The sequence below is a fragment of the Flavobacteriales bacterium genome (assembly GCA_016713875.1).
In the GTDB taxonomy this organism is placed as follows: Bacteria; Bacteroidota; Bacteroidia; order Flavobacteriales_F; family PHOS-HE28; genus PHOS-HE28.
In genome coordinates, this window is record JADJOI010000003.1 from 3,222,270 (window position 1) to 3,236,977 (window position 14,708).

Below are 14,708 nucleotides of genomic sequence, written 5' to 3' on the forward strand. Positions count from 1 at the left end.
ATGGGCGTGAACAACCGGCCACCTCCGCCGTTCCTTCCAGCGGACGCCGCGCTACCTTCGTGCGTCCTATCCGACAACACCCTCTGACGATGAAGACCGCGATCGCGCTTTCCGCCCTGGCCCTGCTGGGCATGGCCCCCCACGGCGAACTCAAGGACCTCAACCTGGGCGATGCCCTGCCGCTGCCCGACCATCGCATGATGGACGTGAGCGGCCAGGAGAAGAGCCTCAAGGAGCTGGCGGGCAAGAACGGCCTGCTGGTGATCTTCAGCTGCAACACCTGCCCCTTCGTGGTGGGCGATGGCGACAGCGAGGGCTGGGAGGGCCGCTACCCCGAGCTGGGCGTCTTCGCCCGCAAGCACGGCGTGGGCATGGCGCTGGTGAACAGCAACGAGGCCAAGCGCGCCATGGGCGATAGCTTCGACGACATGAAGAAGCGCTACACCGAGAAGGGCTACAACCACTACTACCTGCTGGACAAGGACCACCAGGTGGCCGATGCCTTCGCGGCGCGCACCACCCCGCACGTGTTCCTGTTCGACAAGGACCTGAAGTTGGTGTATAAGGGCGCGGTGGACGACCGGGTGGAGAAGGCCGCCGACGTGAAGCAGCCCTTCGTGCGCAACGCCATCACCAACCTGGCCGATGGTAAGCCCATCGATCCCGCGGTGACGCGCAACATCGGGTGCAGCATCAAGCGCGTGGAGCACACGCACTGAACCGATCTGTGAACAACGCCTGTGCGGCCGCTCCACCGGGGCGGCCGCGCTGTTGATAAGAGGCGCCCGTCCGCAGCGGCGAAGCGTCGTTCCTTTGTGCGAAAGGGAAAGCGGACATGAACGTGCTGCTGATCGGAAGCGGGGGCCGGGAGCACGCCCTGGCCTGGAAACTGGCCCAGAGCACCCTGCTCGACGCCCTGTACATCGCCCCGGGCAACCCGGGCATGGCGCGCCACGGACGACTGGTGGACCTGGACCTGCACGACGGCAAGGCGCTGCGGCGTTTCCTGTTGGACAACCGGATCCGCATCGTGGTGGTGGGCCCCGAGGGCCCGCTGGTGGACGGCCTGCACGATCGCATCGCCGATGACCCGAAGCTGGCGGACATCACGGTGATCGGCCCGCGGGCCGCGGCCGCGCGCCTGGAGGGCAGCAAGGACTTCGCCAAGGAGTTCATGTTCCGCCACAACATCCCCACGGCGGCGCACCGCACCTTCCGCCAGGGCGAACTGAAGGAGGCCATCGCGCACCTCGAGCGGGTGAAGCTGCCGTACGTGTTGAAGGCCGACGGCCTGGCCGCCGGCAAGGGCGTGGTGATCACCAGCGACCGCAAGGAGGCCGAGAAGGTGCTGCGCGACATGCTGGAGAAGGGCCGCTTCGGCACCGCCGGCGAGCGCGTGGTGATCGAGGACCACCTGGCGGGCATCGAGGTCAGCGCCTTCCTGATCACCGACGGGCGCTCGTTCAAGATGCTGCCCGCGGCCAAGGACTACAAGCGCATCGGCGATGGCGACACCGGCCCCAACACGGGCGGCATGGGCGCCGTGAGCCCCGTGCCCTTCGCCGACAAGGACTTCATGCAGAAGGTGCACGACCGCATCGCCGCGCCCACCATCCGCGGCCTGCAGCAGGAAGGCATCGCCTACCAAGGGTTCCTGTTCATGGGGCTGATGAACGTGGGCGGCGAGCCCTACGTGATCGAGTACAACGTGCGCCTGGGCGACCCGGAGGCCGAGGCCATCCTGCCGCGCCTGCGCAGCGACCTGATGGACCTCTTCGAGGGCATCGCCACCGGCACCCTCAGCGAACGCCACGTGGACGTGGACGACCGCACCTGTGTGAGCGTGGTGCTGGCCAGCGAGGGCTATCCCGGGGAGGTGGCCAAGGGGCGCGCCATCCATGGGCTGCAGGAGGTTCGCGATGCGCTGGTGTTCCACGCCGGCACGGCCGAAGGCCTGCAGGGCCTGGTCTCCGCCGGGGGGCGCGTGCTGGTGGTCACCGCCATGGGCAAGGACCTGGAGCACGCGATCCTGAACACCTATACGCAGGCGGCGGGCGTCACCTTCCAAGGGCGGCAACTGCGCACGGACATCGGGCACGACCTGGTGCGGCAACCGACGAAGAGCGGCGTGGTGCAGGCCTGATGGCGAGCGATCAGAGCATGCCGCCCTGTTCCTTCGCCTTCCGGTTGTACCGGCCCTGCATACGCATCCAGTAGATGACGCCGAAGCCCAGCACGCAGGAGAAGAGCACCGGCGGCAGCCAGCCGAACGGCGTCAGGAACCAGTCGAAGGTCTTCTGCATGAAGTGACCGATGCCGAACCAGATCTGTTGCATGGTGCGCGTGCTTAAGGCCCGCCAAAGATAGGATCCCGGCCCATCCACATGCTCGTCCGCGTCTACCGCACCTACCAGCCGGCGCTTCTGTTGGGGCTGCTGGTGCTTGCCCCGGTCGTGTGGTCTGGCCTCTTCGTGCACGGCGCACCGGTGTCGCCGGGCCCACACATGCCGGGCTACCAGCCCTTCGCCCTGGCCTTCGCGCTGTGGCCTTGGACCGCGCCTCTGGCCGGGGTGCTGGTGACGCTGGCGCTGGGTGTTCAATTGGACCGCCTGGCGAATGACCGGGAGCTCTTCGAGCGGCACCACCACCTGCCAGCGCTGCTCTTTCCGCTGCTGCCGGCCGTGGGCCCGTTGCGCATGGCGCCCGATCCTGCGCTGCTGGGCATGCCGGCCGTGCTGCAGGCGCTGCGCATCGCCTGGGGCACGCAGGGCCGCACCCGCGCATTGGGCCCCTTGTTCGACGCCGGCTGCCTGATCGGTGTGGCCGCACTGCTGCATTTCCCGTATGTGTTCATGGTGGTCGTGCTGTGGGCCTCGGCGGCCGTGATGCGGCCCTACGGCTGGCGCGATTATGTGGTGCCCCTGCTCGGCGCGGTGGTGGTGCTGATGGTGGCCTGGGGCGTGGTGACGCTCACCGGGGTCGCCACCTGGGCCCCGATGGGAACCCTTGCCCTCAGCACGCCTGTGCCAACGACCATGTATGTGCTCCGCGACCGTGTGGCGCCGACCTTGGTGACCGTGCTCTTCCTGGTGGCCATGCCCGTCATGGCCGGGGTGTACCAGCGCAGCATCATGCGCGAGAAGAACGCCCGCGCCTCCTTCCTGGCTTTTGCGTTCGCCTGCCTGCTGTTGCTGGGCTTCGCCGCCGTGCTGGGCCACACGCTGCCTGCGACGCTGGTGGCCTGTCCGCTGGCGGTGATCCTGAGCTACCCCTTGCAGGCCACGCGGCGCCTGTGGCTTGCCGAGCTGGCCGTGGCCGCTCTGCTGCTGGCCGCCGTGGCCGGCCCATGGTGGGGCTGAATACCTTTGAAGCCCCTGCGCACAGGCGCAGCTCCAACCACCATGAAGTGCGGCGTCGTCATCTTCCCCGGGTCCAACTGCGACGAGGACATGATCCAGGTGCTGGAGGCCCAGGGCGGCGGACCCGTGCAGCGGCTCTGGCACAAGGAGCACGACCTGCGCGGCTGCGACCTGGTGGTGCTGCCCGGCGGCTTCAGCTACGGCGACTACCTGCGCAGCGGGGCCATCGCGCGCTTCTCGCCCATCATGCAGGAGGTGGCCGCGCATGCGAAGAAGGGCGGCCTGGTGCTGGGCGTATGCAACGGGTTCCAAGTGCTGTGCGAGGCGGGCCTGCTGCCCGGCGCGCTCCTGCATAACAGCGGTCAGCGCTTCATCTGCCGCAACGTGCACATCACCCCCGCCACCAAGCGCACGCCCCTCACCACGGCCATCACGCGCAAAGCCCTCAGCATCCCCATCGCCCATGGCGAGGGCCGCTACCACATCGACGCGGCCGGCCTCAAGCGGCTGAAGGAGGAGGACCAGGTGCTGTTCCGCTACTGCGACGCCGAAGGCCGCATCATCGATGAGGCCAACCCCAACGGCAGCCTGGACCACATCGCGGGTGTATGCAACACGGGCCGCAACGTGTTCGGCATGATGCCGCACCCGGAGCGCGCGGCCGCGGCCATCCTGGGCAATACCGACGGGGTGGCGCTCTTCACCGGTCTATTGCACGCCGTTCCCGCCTGAGGCGGACGGAGCGAAGAGCGGCCGCACCGGTCCATCGTCCGAAGGGTCCGCCCACCATTCCGTGCTCGTGCCCGTGCGGCCTTTCCAGCCCGTCAACCGGAAGCCTGGAGCGGGCAGGGCCTGAATGCGTAAGGGCGCCCCCACGAAGGCCGTGATCCCGTGCGTGCCCGGGGCCAGGGCGATGCCATCCACCAACAGCCGGCCTTCCCGCGGATCGGGCGCTTGCAGCGAGACCTGCCGCAGGGTGCTGCCCGTATGTCGGGCCATATCGCGCAACAGATGGCGCGAACGCTGTTGGGCGTGGGTGCGCAGGGCGGCGAGGGTCTCCTCGGGCGAAGGCACGTCCATCCGTTGACGCCACAGGGCGTGATCGGCCCGCATCAGGGGGGCATGGGCCGCGAAGAGGCTGTCGGCCAGGGCCGCTGCGGCGCGGGGTTCCAGCACGGTGGCGGTCAAGGAGGCCAGTCTGGCCAGCAGCAGGGGGCGCAACTGCGGATGCCCTAGGAGTGCGGCGAGGTACGGTGCGGCGGGCAGCGGGGCCTCCGCGATGCGGTCCACGCTGGGATCCTCCGGCGGGGCCCAGAGGTCCATGTCGTAGAGCACCCAGCGCCAGCGGCCACCGGGCTGTGCGGGGCGCCAGCACCGCATGTTCAGGTCGTGGTCGGCACGCCCGGTCCACAGGTCGAAACAGGCCAGTTCGATCAGGCTCTCCACATCCATCAGCTCCTGCAGGCTGTCCAACGGGGCATGCCGGGCGAGCTGCTCCAAGGCCCGGTCATACGCGGTGCGGTCGCCCTTCACCACCCGTCCTTCGGGCCCTTCCACGATGTCCAGATGCTCGGCCTCGGTTCGCGTGAGCAGGAAGTCCTCGTTCTTGGCCGGCAACAGGCGGTAGGCGCCCTGCGGCGAGCCGTTCAGCGTGAGGGGCATCGGGATGCCGGGCTGCACCTCGAGCCGGTCGCCGGCGCGGTGCACGGCCACCTCGGCGAAGAGGTTGCGCAGCATCGCATGGGGCGTGGCGTCGGCACGCAGCACCACGTTGCGCCAGGTGCGGCCACCCGGCAGGGGCAGCCGGGGCATGCCATCCGCGGTGCTCAGGTTGAAGGAGCGCTTGGGCAGGCTGCGCGAGCCGGAGCCGGAGAGCCGCAGGCGAACGGCCACCGCGGCGGTGTCCGCCAGGCCGGGCAACGACACATGGGCGTGCCGCACCCACGCTTCTCCCGTTCGGGTGTGGTTGGCGCGTTCGCCCGTGCTCAACAGGCCGCGCTCGGGGTCGTTCAGTTCGGCGGGGTCGATGCAGAGGGTCGCTCCCGGTCGACCGCCTTCACTACGCACCCACGTCTCGGCACTGGGCAGCAGGTCGGGTCGCCAGGCCACGGCGCGGAGGGTCCGATCGTCCTCCATGATCACCGGCCCATCGGCCTGTGTGCCATGCGCTGGGGAGGGCGGGCTGCCGTCCGTGGTGTACGCCACCAGGCATCCTGCGCAGGCGCTGAACCGGAGTCCTTCGGCGGTGTGCTCCACCGCCGGGGCCGGCGCGCGTCCCTGGATGCGGTGGTCGGCGTGGTTCGGCGCGCCGGGGCTGGGCGCGGGCAGGTAGCTCCACGTGCCGGCCCCGTCCGGCAGGCGGCCGATGGAGACGTTCGGCGGGACGTGGCGCCAGCTGAAGGCATCAAGGAGCCGTCCGCCCCCGGCACCGAAGAGCAACAGATCGCCACCTGAGGCAGGCAGGTGCAGCACCGGCGGATCGCCCACGCTCGATGCTCCTCGGGAGGCGAGCATGCGCACCACGCGCCGTTCGCCGGGTGGCAGGGGGGGCTGTTCGGGCAGGGTGATCCGGTAGCTGCCTCTCACGAGCTGCAGACCGACGAGGTCCACCGACCGCATATCGGCGTTATAGAGCTCCACCCAGCCGGTATCCGCCGGATGGGTCATGGGCCGCAGCTCGTTGATGCGCACCGCCTGGGCGCAGGCACCGCTGGCGGCCAGCAAGGCCAGTAGGACGAAGGCGCAGCGGGCGGACATGGTGCCAAAGGTGGGGAAGCTGCGGATGGCGGTGGGTGAAGCTGCTCGATCGGGCATGGACCGTGAAGAACGGGGCTCCAAGGCGTATGTCGCAGGCCTTCGTGATCGGGCCGGAAAGATCCACCGGCGGGGGTATCTGCATCCATCCGTGGTTCACCCTTGCATCCGGGGCCGTCACGCGCGGGCCACTGCGGTCTGCTTACCTTGGCGCCACTTCAACCCGGACCGCACCCATGCGCCATTCGACCCTTTTCCTCCTGACCGGCCTCTCGCTGAGCGCCATGGGCCAGGGGACCATCACCAACGTACAGATCACCCCCAATCCGATCACCGAATGCACGTTCATGAACGTGACCGTGATCGGCACCATCCCGGGAAACGCCCAGGTGACGGGCTTCACCCCGGGCCAGACGGGTAACACCATCACCATCGTGATGAACGCCTCCGGTACAGGCGGGGGCACGGGCTCGTTCAACCAGCCGCTGCCGCCGCTGGGCCCTTATCCGGCGGGGGTATACACCATACAGGTATCGCTGGAGCTGAACGGCAACATCGTGGATACCGAAAGCCTGCAGCGCACCGTGCAGCCGGGCGTGAACCCGGACGCGGGCATCGATGCCTCGGTCTTCGGGGTGTGCGACACCGACCCGAACTTCCTGCTCATCAACGAGCTCGGCGGCTCGCCCGATCCCGGGGGCGTGTGGACCAATCCGCTGAACCAGCCACACAGTGGCAACTTCAACCCCGGCACGGACCCGGGCGGTTTCTATCTGTATACCATCGAGGCCCTGGCCCCGTGCAGCACGGTGCAGAGCAGCGTGTACATCGAGTACGCGCCCAATGGCGATCCGGGTGACAACGGCGCGGTGACCGTATGTTTGAACGGCGCGCCGATCGACCTGTTCGCCCACCTGCAGGGCACCCCGCAGACCGGAGGCACTTGGAGCGGTCCCAGCCCGGTGGTGAACGGGCAATACAATCCCACTACGATGACGCCCGGTGCATACGTGTACACGGTGCCAGGCATCGGCAACTGTGGCGATCCGTCGGCCACGGTGACGGTGACGGAGGCCAACCTGCCCAACGCCGGCACCGCCGTGCCCATCACGGCCTGTGCCACGGACACCAGCATGACGCTCAGCATCGGGCTCACCGGCAACCCGCTGCAGACGGGGCTGTGGCTCGATCCGCAGGGCTTCCCCCTGGGCCCCTACAACGTGGTCATCAACCCCTCCATCTACGGGGCGGGCAGCTTCACGTTCCGCTATGTGGCCATCAACACCTTCTGCCCGAACGATACCACGAGCGTACCGGTGACATTGCAGCCGGCACCATGCGACATCAGTGTGCAGGAGAACGCCGCCGGGGTGACGCGTTTCACGGTGATGCCCAATCCGGCCCATGATCGTGCCACCATCGAAGTGGCTTTCACCGCTGGCCTGGGCGCCGTGCAGCTGGAGCTGCTGGGCACGGACGGTCGCCTGGCGCGTCGCGCGCGGTTGACGGGCAACGGCCGTACCGACCTGCGCCACGAGCTGGACCTCACCGGGCTTGACGCCGGGGCCTACCTGCTGCGCCTCACCACCGACCGCGGCAGCGTGTCGCGCACCCTGGTGGTGGAGTAAGTCGACCTGAACCGATCCGTCGCGGGGCGGTGCATCACGCGATGCACCGCCCCACGCGCTTCAAAGGGCGTTGCGCGTCACCCAATAGCGCCAGGCCACCAGCAGCTTCTGCCCCCGGCTCAGGCGCGTAAGGTCCTTGTCCCAGAGCTTGGGCAGCAGAGCCTTGTTCAGGCGGGCGATCAGGCGGAAGGTGTCGCGGCGCATGGAGTTCAAGAGCACTTGGTCCCGCAGTCCTCGCCCTCCCACTCCAGTTCGATGGTGGCGTGGTGGATGCCCTGTTCGCGCAGCACCTCACGGGCACGGACCTTGACGGCCAGGGCCTCCTGATGCTCCACATCGGCCACCACCAGGTGCACGGTGTGCACCACGAAGCTGCCGTCCAGGCTCCAGGTATGCTGATCGTGGAGGTCGCGCACATGCGGGATCGCCAGCAGTCGGCTGCGCACCGCGGCCAGGTCGATGCCCTCGGGCACATGCTGCATCAGGATGGCGGTGCCCCTGCGCAGGGTGCCCACGGCGTTCACCAGGATGTAGAGGCTGATGCCCACGCTCAGCAGCGGGTCCACCACGGCCCAGCCGGTGAAGTGGATCACCACAGCGCCCACCAGTACCGCGGCCCAGCCCAGCACGTCCTCCAACAGGTGCAGGTAGGCGCCGCGCTCGTTGAGGGTGGCCCCGCGGTGCAGGCGCCAGGCCGCCAGTCCGTTCATGGCCAGGCCGAAGAGGGCGATGGCCATCATGCCCTTGGTGTGGGGCGTCTCCGGACGCAGCACTTCGGGCACGCTCACCACCAGCATGCCCAGGGCTCCGGCGATCAGCACCAGGCTGGTGAGCCAGCCCCCTAGCATGCTGAAGCGGCCGTATCCGTAGCTGTAGTGCGCATCGCGGCCCTTGAGCGCCACGCGCTGCAACCACCAGGCGGCGCCCAGCACCAGGCAGTCGCCCGCGTCGTGCAGGGCATCGGTGAGCACCGCCATGCTGTTCGTCCACCACCCGCCGGCAAGTTCCACGAGCGTGAAGGCCAGGTTGATGAAGAAGGCCGTGCGCAGCGCCCGCGCGCCATCGGCGTGCACGTGCCCGTGCGGATGCCCATGCTCATGATGCGCGTGGCCGGCGTGCACGTGTCCCACGGGGGGAAAGGTAGCACGGGGTCGAAGGAGGGCGCTGGGCTCGTCGACGCTCAGGTCAGACCCGGTGTCGCGGGATATTCCGACCATTGCACCAACCTGATCCGCATGGACAAACATCTACACGTCGTCCTTCTTTTCGCACTGTGCACCGGAACCTGCATCGCACAGACCCTCACCGATGCCAATAGCATCCCTGCCGTCGGTCAAGGTGAAACGCGCACCTTCTACAACTCGCCCACGGCTACGGGCTGGACCCTCACCGGCACGGGCAACACCTGGGATGCCACGGCCGTGGTGACCTTCGGGGTCACGGCGACCATGACGTACCGCGCACCGGGCGACAGCCCGTTCGCGAGCCTGTACCCCTCCACCACGCTCTGCGGGGAGCGGGTTCAGAACGGCAATACGGAATGGCGCCACTACCTCGTGGATGCATCGCATGCCGAGATGATCGGCATCAGCGCGGAGAACTTCTCAGGTGGCCGTACCTATTGCACATACCCCTTCTCCATCGGCAGCACCTTCACGGACAGCTGGTCGCTCAACGGCAACAACTACACCGACACGTACACGTACGTGGCCTCCGGTGAAGTGCAGGCGCCCTGGGGCACCATCCCTGATGTGGTGATGTTCGAGACCGGCGGCGGCTTCAGTTACTACCTCTACCTGGCCAACAATGTGCTGGACCCGATCGGGGATTACACGCCCGGTTTCGGGATCAACCTCTGGAAGGTCGATGCGGCGAACGGCATCACCGAGGCGGCCACCATGGACCTGGCGGTCCTGCCGAACCCCGCGACGGAGGAGGTGGTGCTCACCCTGCCTTCACAGCGGGGATTCATGTACAGCATGACAGATGCCACAGGCCACGTCCTGCTCACCGGCAGCAGTATCGACGATCGTGCGGTCCTTGATCTGCGCTCATGCGCAGCCGGTGTGTACCATGTGTCGGCCACGGATGCACGCGGCCGACGCGCTGTGGCGAGGGTGTTCGTGGAGTAGCTGCCGTCGGACCTCGTTGCGGCGTGGGTCCATCACGGTTGCGTCGGTAGAGCGGCCGGTGGCTCCGGGTGTGGCACGGGGCGGTCCACTGGACGACGACTGAAGGGCGGCCTGTCCACTGTTACCTTTCGCCCATGTCCACGCCCCTTGCTCCCGCGCCGCGCACCTTCGGCCAGAAGGTGGGGCGCCTCACTATCCGCCTGTTGCTCCTGGCCCTGGCCCTGGTGCTGGCCTGGCTGCTGTTCATCTACTTCGCGGTGTACAGCGAGGGCAGCCGCAGCGGCATGGTGATCAAGCTCAGCAAGCGGGGCGTGGTGTTCAAGACCTGGGAGGGCCAGCTGAACATGCAGAGCTTCGGGGCCATGGACCCCTCGGGCGCCTCCTTGAACGAGGTGTTCAACTTCAGCGTGCAGAAGGGCAACGATGCCTTGTACCGCGAGCTGGAGGAGGCCAGCCTCAGCGGTGAGCGGGTGAACCTGCACTATGTGGAGCGCTACGCCAAGCTGCCGTGGCGGGGCGAGACGACCTACTTCGTGACGCGCGTGGAGCGCAATGGGGCGCCGGCGGCCTCGGACGTGGACAAGTCGCCGGTGGGGCACTGATCAGGCCACCACCACGCGGCCGGTCTTCCTCGACAGGGCCACCTTGGCGGTGTTGAGGCGCATCTTCTCGCGCAGGATGCCGGCCTGCTCCTCGGCCTCGGCGGCGGTGCGCAGACGATCATCGAGCTCTTCCAGCATGCGGTCCAGGCGACGTTCGCGCAGGATGTCGATGCCCTCCTCCAACGCATCCAGCAGCTTGTCGCGCTCGTGGGTGGTGTGGATGCGGTGGCGCTCCTTCCAGTTGGGGCTCAGCAGGTGGCGCTCGGTGAGCAGGTCGATGGCCAGGTCGCGCCAGCCGGGCTGCTCGTGGCCGGCATACCGGGTGGAGTCCACGGCCTGGCCCAGGTTGCTGGCGTGGCGATAGTCCAGGTAGATCTCCTTGAAGAGCGGCTCGTCGAACAGGATGTCGTCCAGGGCCAGCAGTTCGAACATGAGCTCGGCCACGCTGGTCTCTCCTTCGCTGCTGCTGCCGTCCTCGTTCTGGAAGGGGACCAGGATGCGTTCGTGGCCGTAGTTCAGCAGCATGCGCAGCAGGTCCCGTTCCTGGGCGTTGGTGCCTTTGATGGGCGCGGGTGGCGGTTGGGGCGGCTGCAGTTCGGGTGCCACGGCCTCGGGCGCATCGCCGGCGCCCTGCTGCTTGCGGTAGGCGCGGCGCAGCACCTTGTTCAGCTCGCTGATCAGCGCCTGCTCGCTCACCTCCAGCAGCCGGCCGCATTGCTGGATGTAGAGCTGGCGCAGCACCTGGTCGGGGATGCGGGCGATGCTCTCCACGATGTCGTGGATGGCGGCGGCCTTGCGCACGGGGTCGCCGCCGGTGTCCTGCACCAGCAGCTCGGTCTTGAAGGCCAGGAAGTCCTTGGCGCTGTCGCGCAGGAAGGCCTCCACCTCGGTGCTGGGGCGGCTGCGGGCGAAGCTGTCCGGGTCCTCCCCGTCGGGGAAGAGGACCACTTTCACTCCGAGGCCTTCGGCCAGGATGAGGTCGATGCCGCGCAGGCTGGCTTTGATGCCGGCGGGATCGCCGTCGTACAGGATGGTGACCTGCCGGGCGTAGCGCTTGATCAGCCGTACCTGGTCCTCGGTGAGGCTGGTGCCGCTGCTGGCCACCACGTTGTGGATGCCGGCCTGGTGCAGGCTGATCACATCGGTGTAGCCCTCCACGAGCAGGCAGGTGCCGCTGTCGGCGATGGCCTTCTTGGCGAAGTGGATGCCGTAGAGCGAGCGGCTCTTGATGTAGAGGGCGCTCTCCGGGCTGTTGAAGTACTTGGGCAGCTTCTTGTCGCTGCGCAGGGTGCGTGCCCCGAAGGCGATCACCTGGCCGCCCAGGCCGTGCACGGGGAAGGTGACGCGGCCGGCGAAGAAGTCCCAGGCCGTACCGTCCTCGCGCCGCTTGATCCAACCGGCCTTTTCCAGCAGCTCGGGGTCAAAGCCCTGGGCGCGGGCGGCGGCGGCGAAGGCGGCACCCTGCTCGGGCACATAGCCCAGCTGGAAGGTGCGGACCACCTCGTCGCGGAAGCCGCGTTCGCGGAAGTAGGCCAGGCCGATGCGGCGCCCTTCGTCCGTGTCCCACAGCTGGCCCACGCTCCAATCGGTGGCGAAGCGCTGGATGGCGGCCAGGCTCTCGCGCTCGCTGTGCTCCAGCTGCTGCTCCGGGGTGGCCTCGGCCTCCGGCAGGTCGATGGCATACCGCTTGGCCAGCCAGCGGATGGCCTCCACGTAGCTCAGGTGCTCGTGCTTCTGCAGGAAGGTGATGGCATCGCCGGCCTCGCCGCAGCCGAAGCACTTGAAGATGCCCAGCGCCGGACTGACGTTGAAGCTGGGCGTCTTCTCGTTGTGGAAAGGGCACAGGCCCAGGTAGCGGGGACCCTTGCGCTTCAGGGCCACGAAGTCGCCCACGACCTCCTCGACGCGGACGGCGTCCTTGACGCGTTGGATGGCATCGGGGGCGATCACAGGGCGGCCCGCACGTTCAGCGGGGATCGAAGGTAAGGCGCGCCCGCCCGGCGATCAGCGTTCGGCCGTCACCGTACCGGTGCTGTCGTACACCACGGTCTTGAGCAGGGCTCCTGCATCGTCGTGGAAGCGCCACTCGCCCACGGCGGTGCCGTGGTGGTTCTGGCCCAGGTAGCGCACCGAACCATTGGGGTGGAAGACCACCACCGGGCCATGGGGGCGGCCATCGCGGTATTCCGTCTGGCTCAACAGGCGGCCCTGCGGGGTGAAGCTGCGCCAGATGCCGTGGCGGTCCCCGTCGCGCAACACCCCGCGCAGGGTGGTGCCGTCGGGCAGCTGCTGCACCTGCGGACCGTTCAGCGTGTCGCGCGGGATCGTGCCGGTGGTCATGACCTCCGGGGTGCTTGGGGCGGGGGAGCCGCAGCCCGGGGCATGCATGAGGCTGGTGAACAGGGCAACGAACGCAACGGGGCGGAGGGACACTGGGCGGATCATTTCTCGCGGTCCACGGTGAGCTGCACGAGGCCCTCGAGGGAGCGGCGCGCGGGGGTGTCGGCAAAGGTGTGCAGTACGGCCAGGGCCTGGTCGCGGTGTTCCAGCATGCGCTGCCGGGCATGGGCCACGCCGCCGACCTCCACCACGCGGCGCACCACGCGGTCCACGGCGGCGGGGTCCTGCTTGCGGGCCTTCACGGCACGCACCATCCAGCGGCGGTCGTTGGGGGGCACCTGGCGCAGGGCGTGGATCAGGGGCAGGGTGAGCTTGCGCTCCTTGATGTCCAGCCCGGTGGGCTTTCCGGTGCGGGCGCTGCCGTGGCCGTCAACGGGGTAGTCGAACAGGTCGTCCTTGATCTGGAAGGCGATGCCGGCCAGTTCGCCGAAGCGCCGCATGCGCTCCACCTCCTCGGGTGTGGCGCCACCGGCCGCGGCCCCGCTGGCGCAGCACGCGGCGATGAGGCTGGCGGTCTTCTGGCGGATGATGTCGAAGTAGACCTCCTCGCTGAAGTTCAGGGAGCGCGCCTTCTCCAGCTGCAGCAGTTCGCCCTCGCTGATCTCGCGCACGGCGCGGCTCACGATGCGCAGCAGCTCGAACTGGCCCTTGTCCACGGCGAGCAGCAGGCCCCGGCTCAGCAGGTAGTCGCCCACCAGCACGGCGATCTTGTTCTTCCACAGCGCGTTGATGCTGAAGAAGCCGCGGCGCAGCGGGCTGCCATCCACCACATCGTCGTGCACCAGCGTGGCGGTATGCAGCAGTTCGATGAGGCTGGCGGCCACGAAGCCATCGTCGTTCACCGGGCCGAACTGGCGTGCGCTGAGCAGGGTGAACATGGGGCGCATCTGCTTGCCCTTGCGCTTCACGATGTAGTGCATCACCCGGTCCAGCAGGGCCACACGGCTGCGCATGGCCTCGCGGAAGCGCCCCTCGAACACGCGCATCTCCTCGGCGATGGGGCGCTGGATCTCCTCGAGGCTGGGCATGGACCGGGGGCGAAGTGGCAAAGATGCGCATGGACCGGGCCGTGGCCGTGCGGATCGGGGCGGCGCCTTACATTCGTGGGGCATGCGCACCTCCTTGTCCCGTGTCGTACCCGTGCTCGTCGCCCTGCTGCTGGCCGTTCCGGCCTGGGCGCAAGGCAAACCGGCCAAGAAAAAGACCGGCGTGGTGCTGTACCGCGATATGGTGGCGGCCAAGTGGGACACGGTGAAGTGCGTCAAGAACGCCATCAAGCTCAACCCACTGCTCTTCTTCCGCGGCGAGATCCCACTGTTGTATGAGCGTGCGCTCTCCCATCGCCTCAGCATGGAGCTGGGGGTGGGCTTCACCTGGCGCAACTACCTCAACCTGAGCGTGGGCAACAACGACGCGGACGATTACGGTGCGGGCACCAACATCATCGCCAAGCCCACGTATCATCTGGGCATCCGTTGGTACCACAAGGACGACATCGAACCGCAGGGCTGGTACACGCAGCTGGGCTTCGCGCACATCGAGTACGTCAAGGACATCAAGGAGAAGAACCCGGACGGCTCGTTCAGCACGGTGAAGAACCGCGACGAGCGCATCTACAATGACATCCGGTTGTTGAGCGGCTACCAGCTCCTCAGCGCCAGCAGCAACTGGCTGTTCGATGTATACGGAGGGGTGGCGTTGCGGAACCGCAGCCTGCAGATCGTCAGCGAAACGCTGGACCTGGTCACCGACAAATGGACCTACACCGTGGAGGAGAAGAACGACATCGTGCCGGCCTTTTTCCTGGGCGTGAAGGTGGGGTTGGGCTTTTAG

15 protein-coding genes are annotated in these 14,708 nt (G+C 67.9%); 8 read left to right on the forward strand and 7 right to left on the reverse strand.

What is annotated here, in order from left to right; genetic code table 11:
• Positions 1 to 89 precede the first annotated feature (89 nt).
• Positions 90 to 719 (forward strand): redoxin family protein, encoded by a 630-nt coding sequence (locus IPJ87_15115; GenBank protein MBK7943180.1) that lies wholly within the window; start codon positions 90 to 92, stop codon positions 717 to 719.
• A gap of 116 nt (positions 720 to 835) precedes the next feature.
• Complete coding sequence (purD, locus tag IPJ87_15120; protein MBK7943181.1) at positions 836 to 2,143, forward strand: phosphoribosylamine--glycine ligase; 1,308 nt, start codon at positions 836 to 838, stop codon at positions 2,141 to 2,143.
• Positions 2,144 to 2,153: 10 nt separating this feature from the next.
• On the opposite strand, the gene IPJ87_15125 is transcribed toward purD, so the two are convergent.
• Positions 2,154 to 2,336, reverse strand: coding sequence for a hypothetical protein (locus IPJ87_15125; GenBank protein ID MBK7943182.1), 183 nt, complete (start codon positions 2,334 to 2,336; stop codon positions 2,154 to 2,156).
• 48 nt (positions 2,337 to 2,384) lie between these two features.
• Here IPJ87_15125 and IPJ87_15130 point away from each other — a divergent pair, with 48 nt between their 5' ends.
• Positions 2,385 to 3,359 carry a hypothetical protein gene (locus IPJ87_15130; protein MBK7943183.1) on the forward strand — a complete coding sequence of 325 codons (975 nt, stop codon included), beginning with the start codon at positions 2,385 to 2,387 and terminating at the stop codon, positions 3,357 to 3,359.
• A 42-nt stretch (positions 3,360 to 3,401) separates the two neighbouring features.
• Complete coding sequence (purQ, locus tag IPJ87_15135; GenBank protein MBK7943184.1) at positions 3,402 to 4,091, forward strand: phosphoribosylformylglycinamidine synthase subunit PurQ; 690 nt, start codon at positions 3,402 to 3,404, stop codon at positions 4,089 to 4,091.
• Here the strand turns inward: purQ and IPJ87_15140 are convergent.
• A complete protein-coding gene (locus tag IPJ87_15140) occupies positions 4,068 to 6,116 on the reverse strand; it encodes a CotH kinase family protein (protein MBK7943185.1) in 2,049 nt (682 codons plus the stop codon). The two genes, purQ and IPJ87_15140, sit on opposite strands and share 24 nt — an antisense overlap.
• Before the next feature lie 233 nt (positions 6,117 to 6,349).
• Between IPJ87_15140 and IPJ87_15145 the strand changes: the two genes are divergently transcribed.
• Positions 6,350 to 7,741, forward strand: coding sequence for a T9SS type A sorting domain-containing protein (locus tag IPJ87_15145; GenBank protein ID MBK7943186.1), 1,392 nt, complete (start codon positions 6,350 to 6,352; stop codon positions 7,739 to 7,741).
• A 60-nt stretch (positions 7,742 to 7,801) separates the two neighbouring features.
• On the opposite strand, the gene IPJ87_15150 is transcribed toward IPJ87_15145, so the two are convergent.
• A complete protein-coding gene (locus IPJ87_15150; protein MBK7943187.1) occupies positions 7,802 to 7,945 on the reverse strand; it encodes a hypothetical protein in 144 nt (47 codons plus the stop codon).
• A 5-nt stretch (positions 7,946 to 7,950) separates the two neighbouring features.
• Positions 7,951 to 8,871, reverse strand: a complete 921-nt coding sequence (locus tag IPJ87_15155; GenBank protein ID MBK7943188.1) for a cation transporter — start codon at positions 8,869 to 8,871, stop codon at positions 7,951 to 7,953.
• Between the two features lie 105 nt (positions 8,872 to 8,976).
• On the opposite strand from IPJ87_15155, the gene IPJ87_15160 reads away from it, so the two are divergent.
• Both IPJ87_15160 and IPJ87_15165 read left to right on the forward strand, forming a co-directional pair.
• On the forward strand, positions 8,977 to 9,873 hold the full coding sequence (locus IPJ87_15160; protein ID MBK7943189.1) for a hypothetical protein: 897 nt from the start codon (positions 8,977 to 8,979) through the stop codon (positions 9,871 to 9,873).
• Between the two features lie 194 nt (positions 9,874 to 10,067).
• Positions 10,068 to 10,475, forward strand: coding sequence for a 6-phosphogluconate dehydrogenase (locus IPJ87_15165; GenBank protein ID MBK7943190.1), 408 nt, complete (start codon positions 10,068 to 10,070; stop codon positions 10,473 to 10,475).
• Here the strand turns inward: IPJ87_15165 and dnaG are convergent, their stop codons facing one another.
• From dnaG to IPJ87_15180, 3 genes are all read right to left on the reverse strand, one after another.
• Entirely contained in the window at positions 10,476 to 12,425 is a 1,950-nt protein-coding gene (gene dnaG / locus IPJ87_15170) for a DNA primase (GenBank protein ID MBK7943191.1), read from the reverse strand.
• Positions 12,426 to 12,479: 54 nt separating this feature from the next.
• Entirely contained in the window at positions 12,480 to 12,815 is a 336-nt protein-coding gene (locus IPJ87_15175; GenBank protein MBK7943192.1) for a hypothetical protein, read from the reverse strand.
• Positions 12,816 to 12,916: 101 nt separating this feature from the next.
• Positions 12,917 to 13,903 (reverse strand): polyprenyl synthetase family protein, encoded by a 987-nt coding sequence (locus tag IPJ87_15180; GenBank protein MBK7943193.1) that lies wholly within the window; start codon positions 13,901 to 13,903, stop codon positions 12,917 to 12,919.
• An 82-nt stretch (positions 13,904 to 13,985) separates the two neighbouring features.
• Between IPJ87_15180 and IPJ87_15185 the strand changes: the two genes are divergently transcribed.
• Positions 13,986 to 14,708, forward strand: coding sequence for a hypothetical protein (locus IPJ87_15185; protein MBK7943194.1), 723 nt, complete (start codon positions 13,986 to 13,988; stop codon positions 14,706 to 14,708).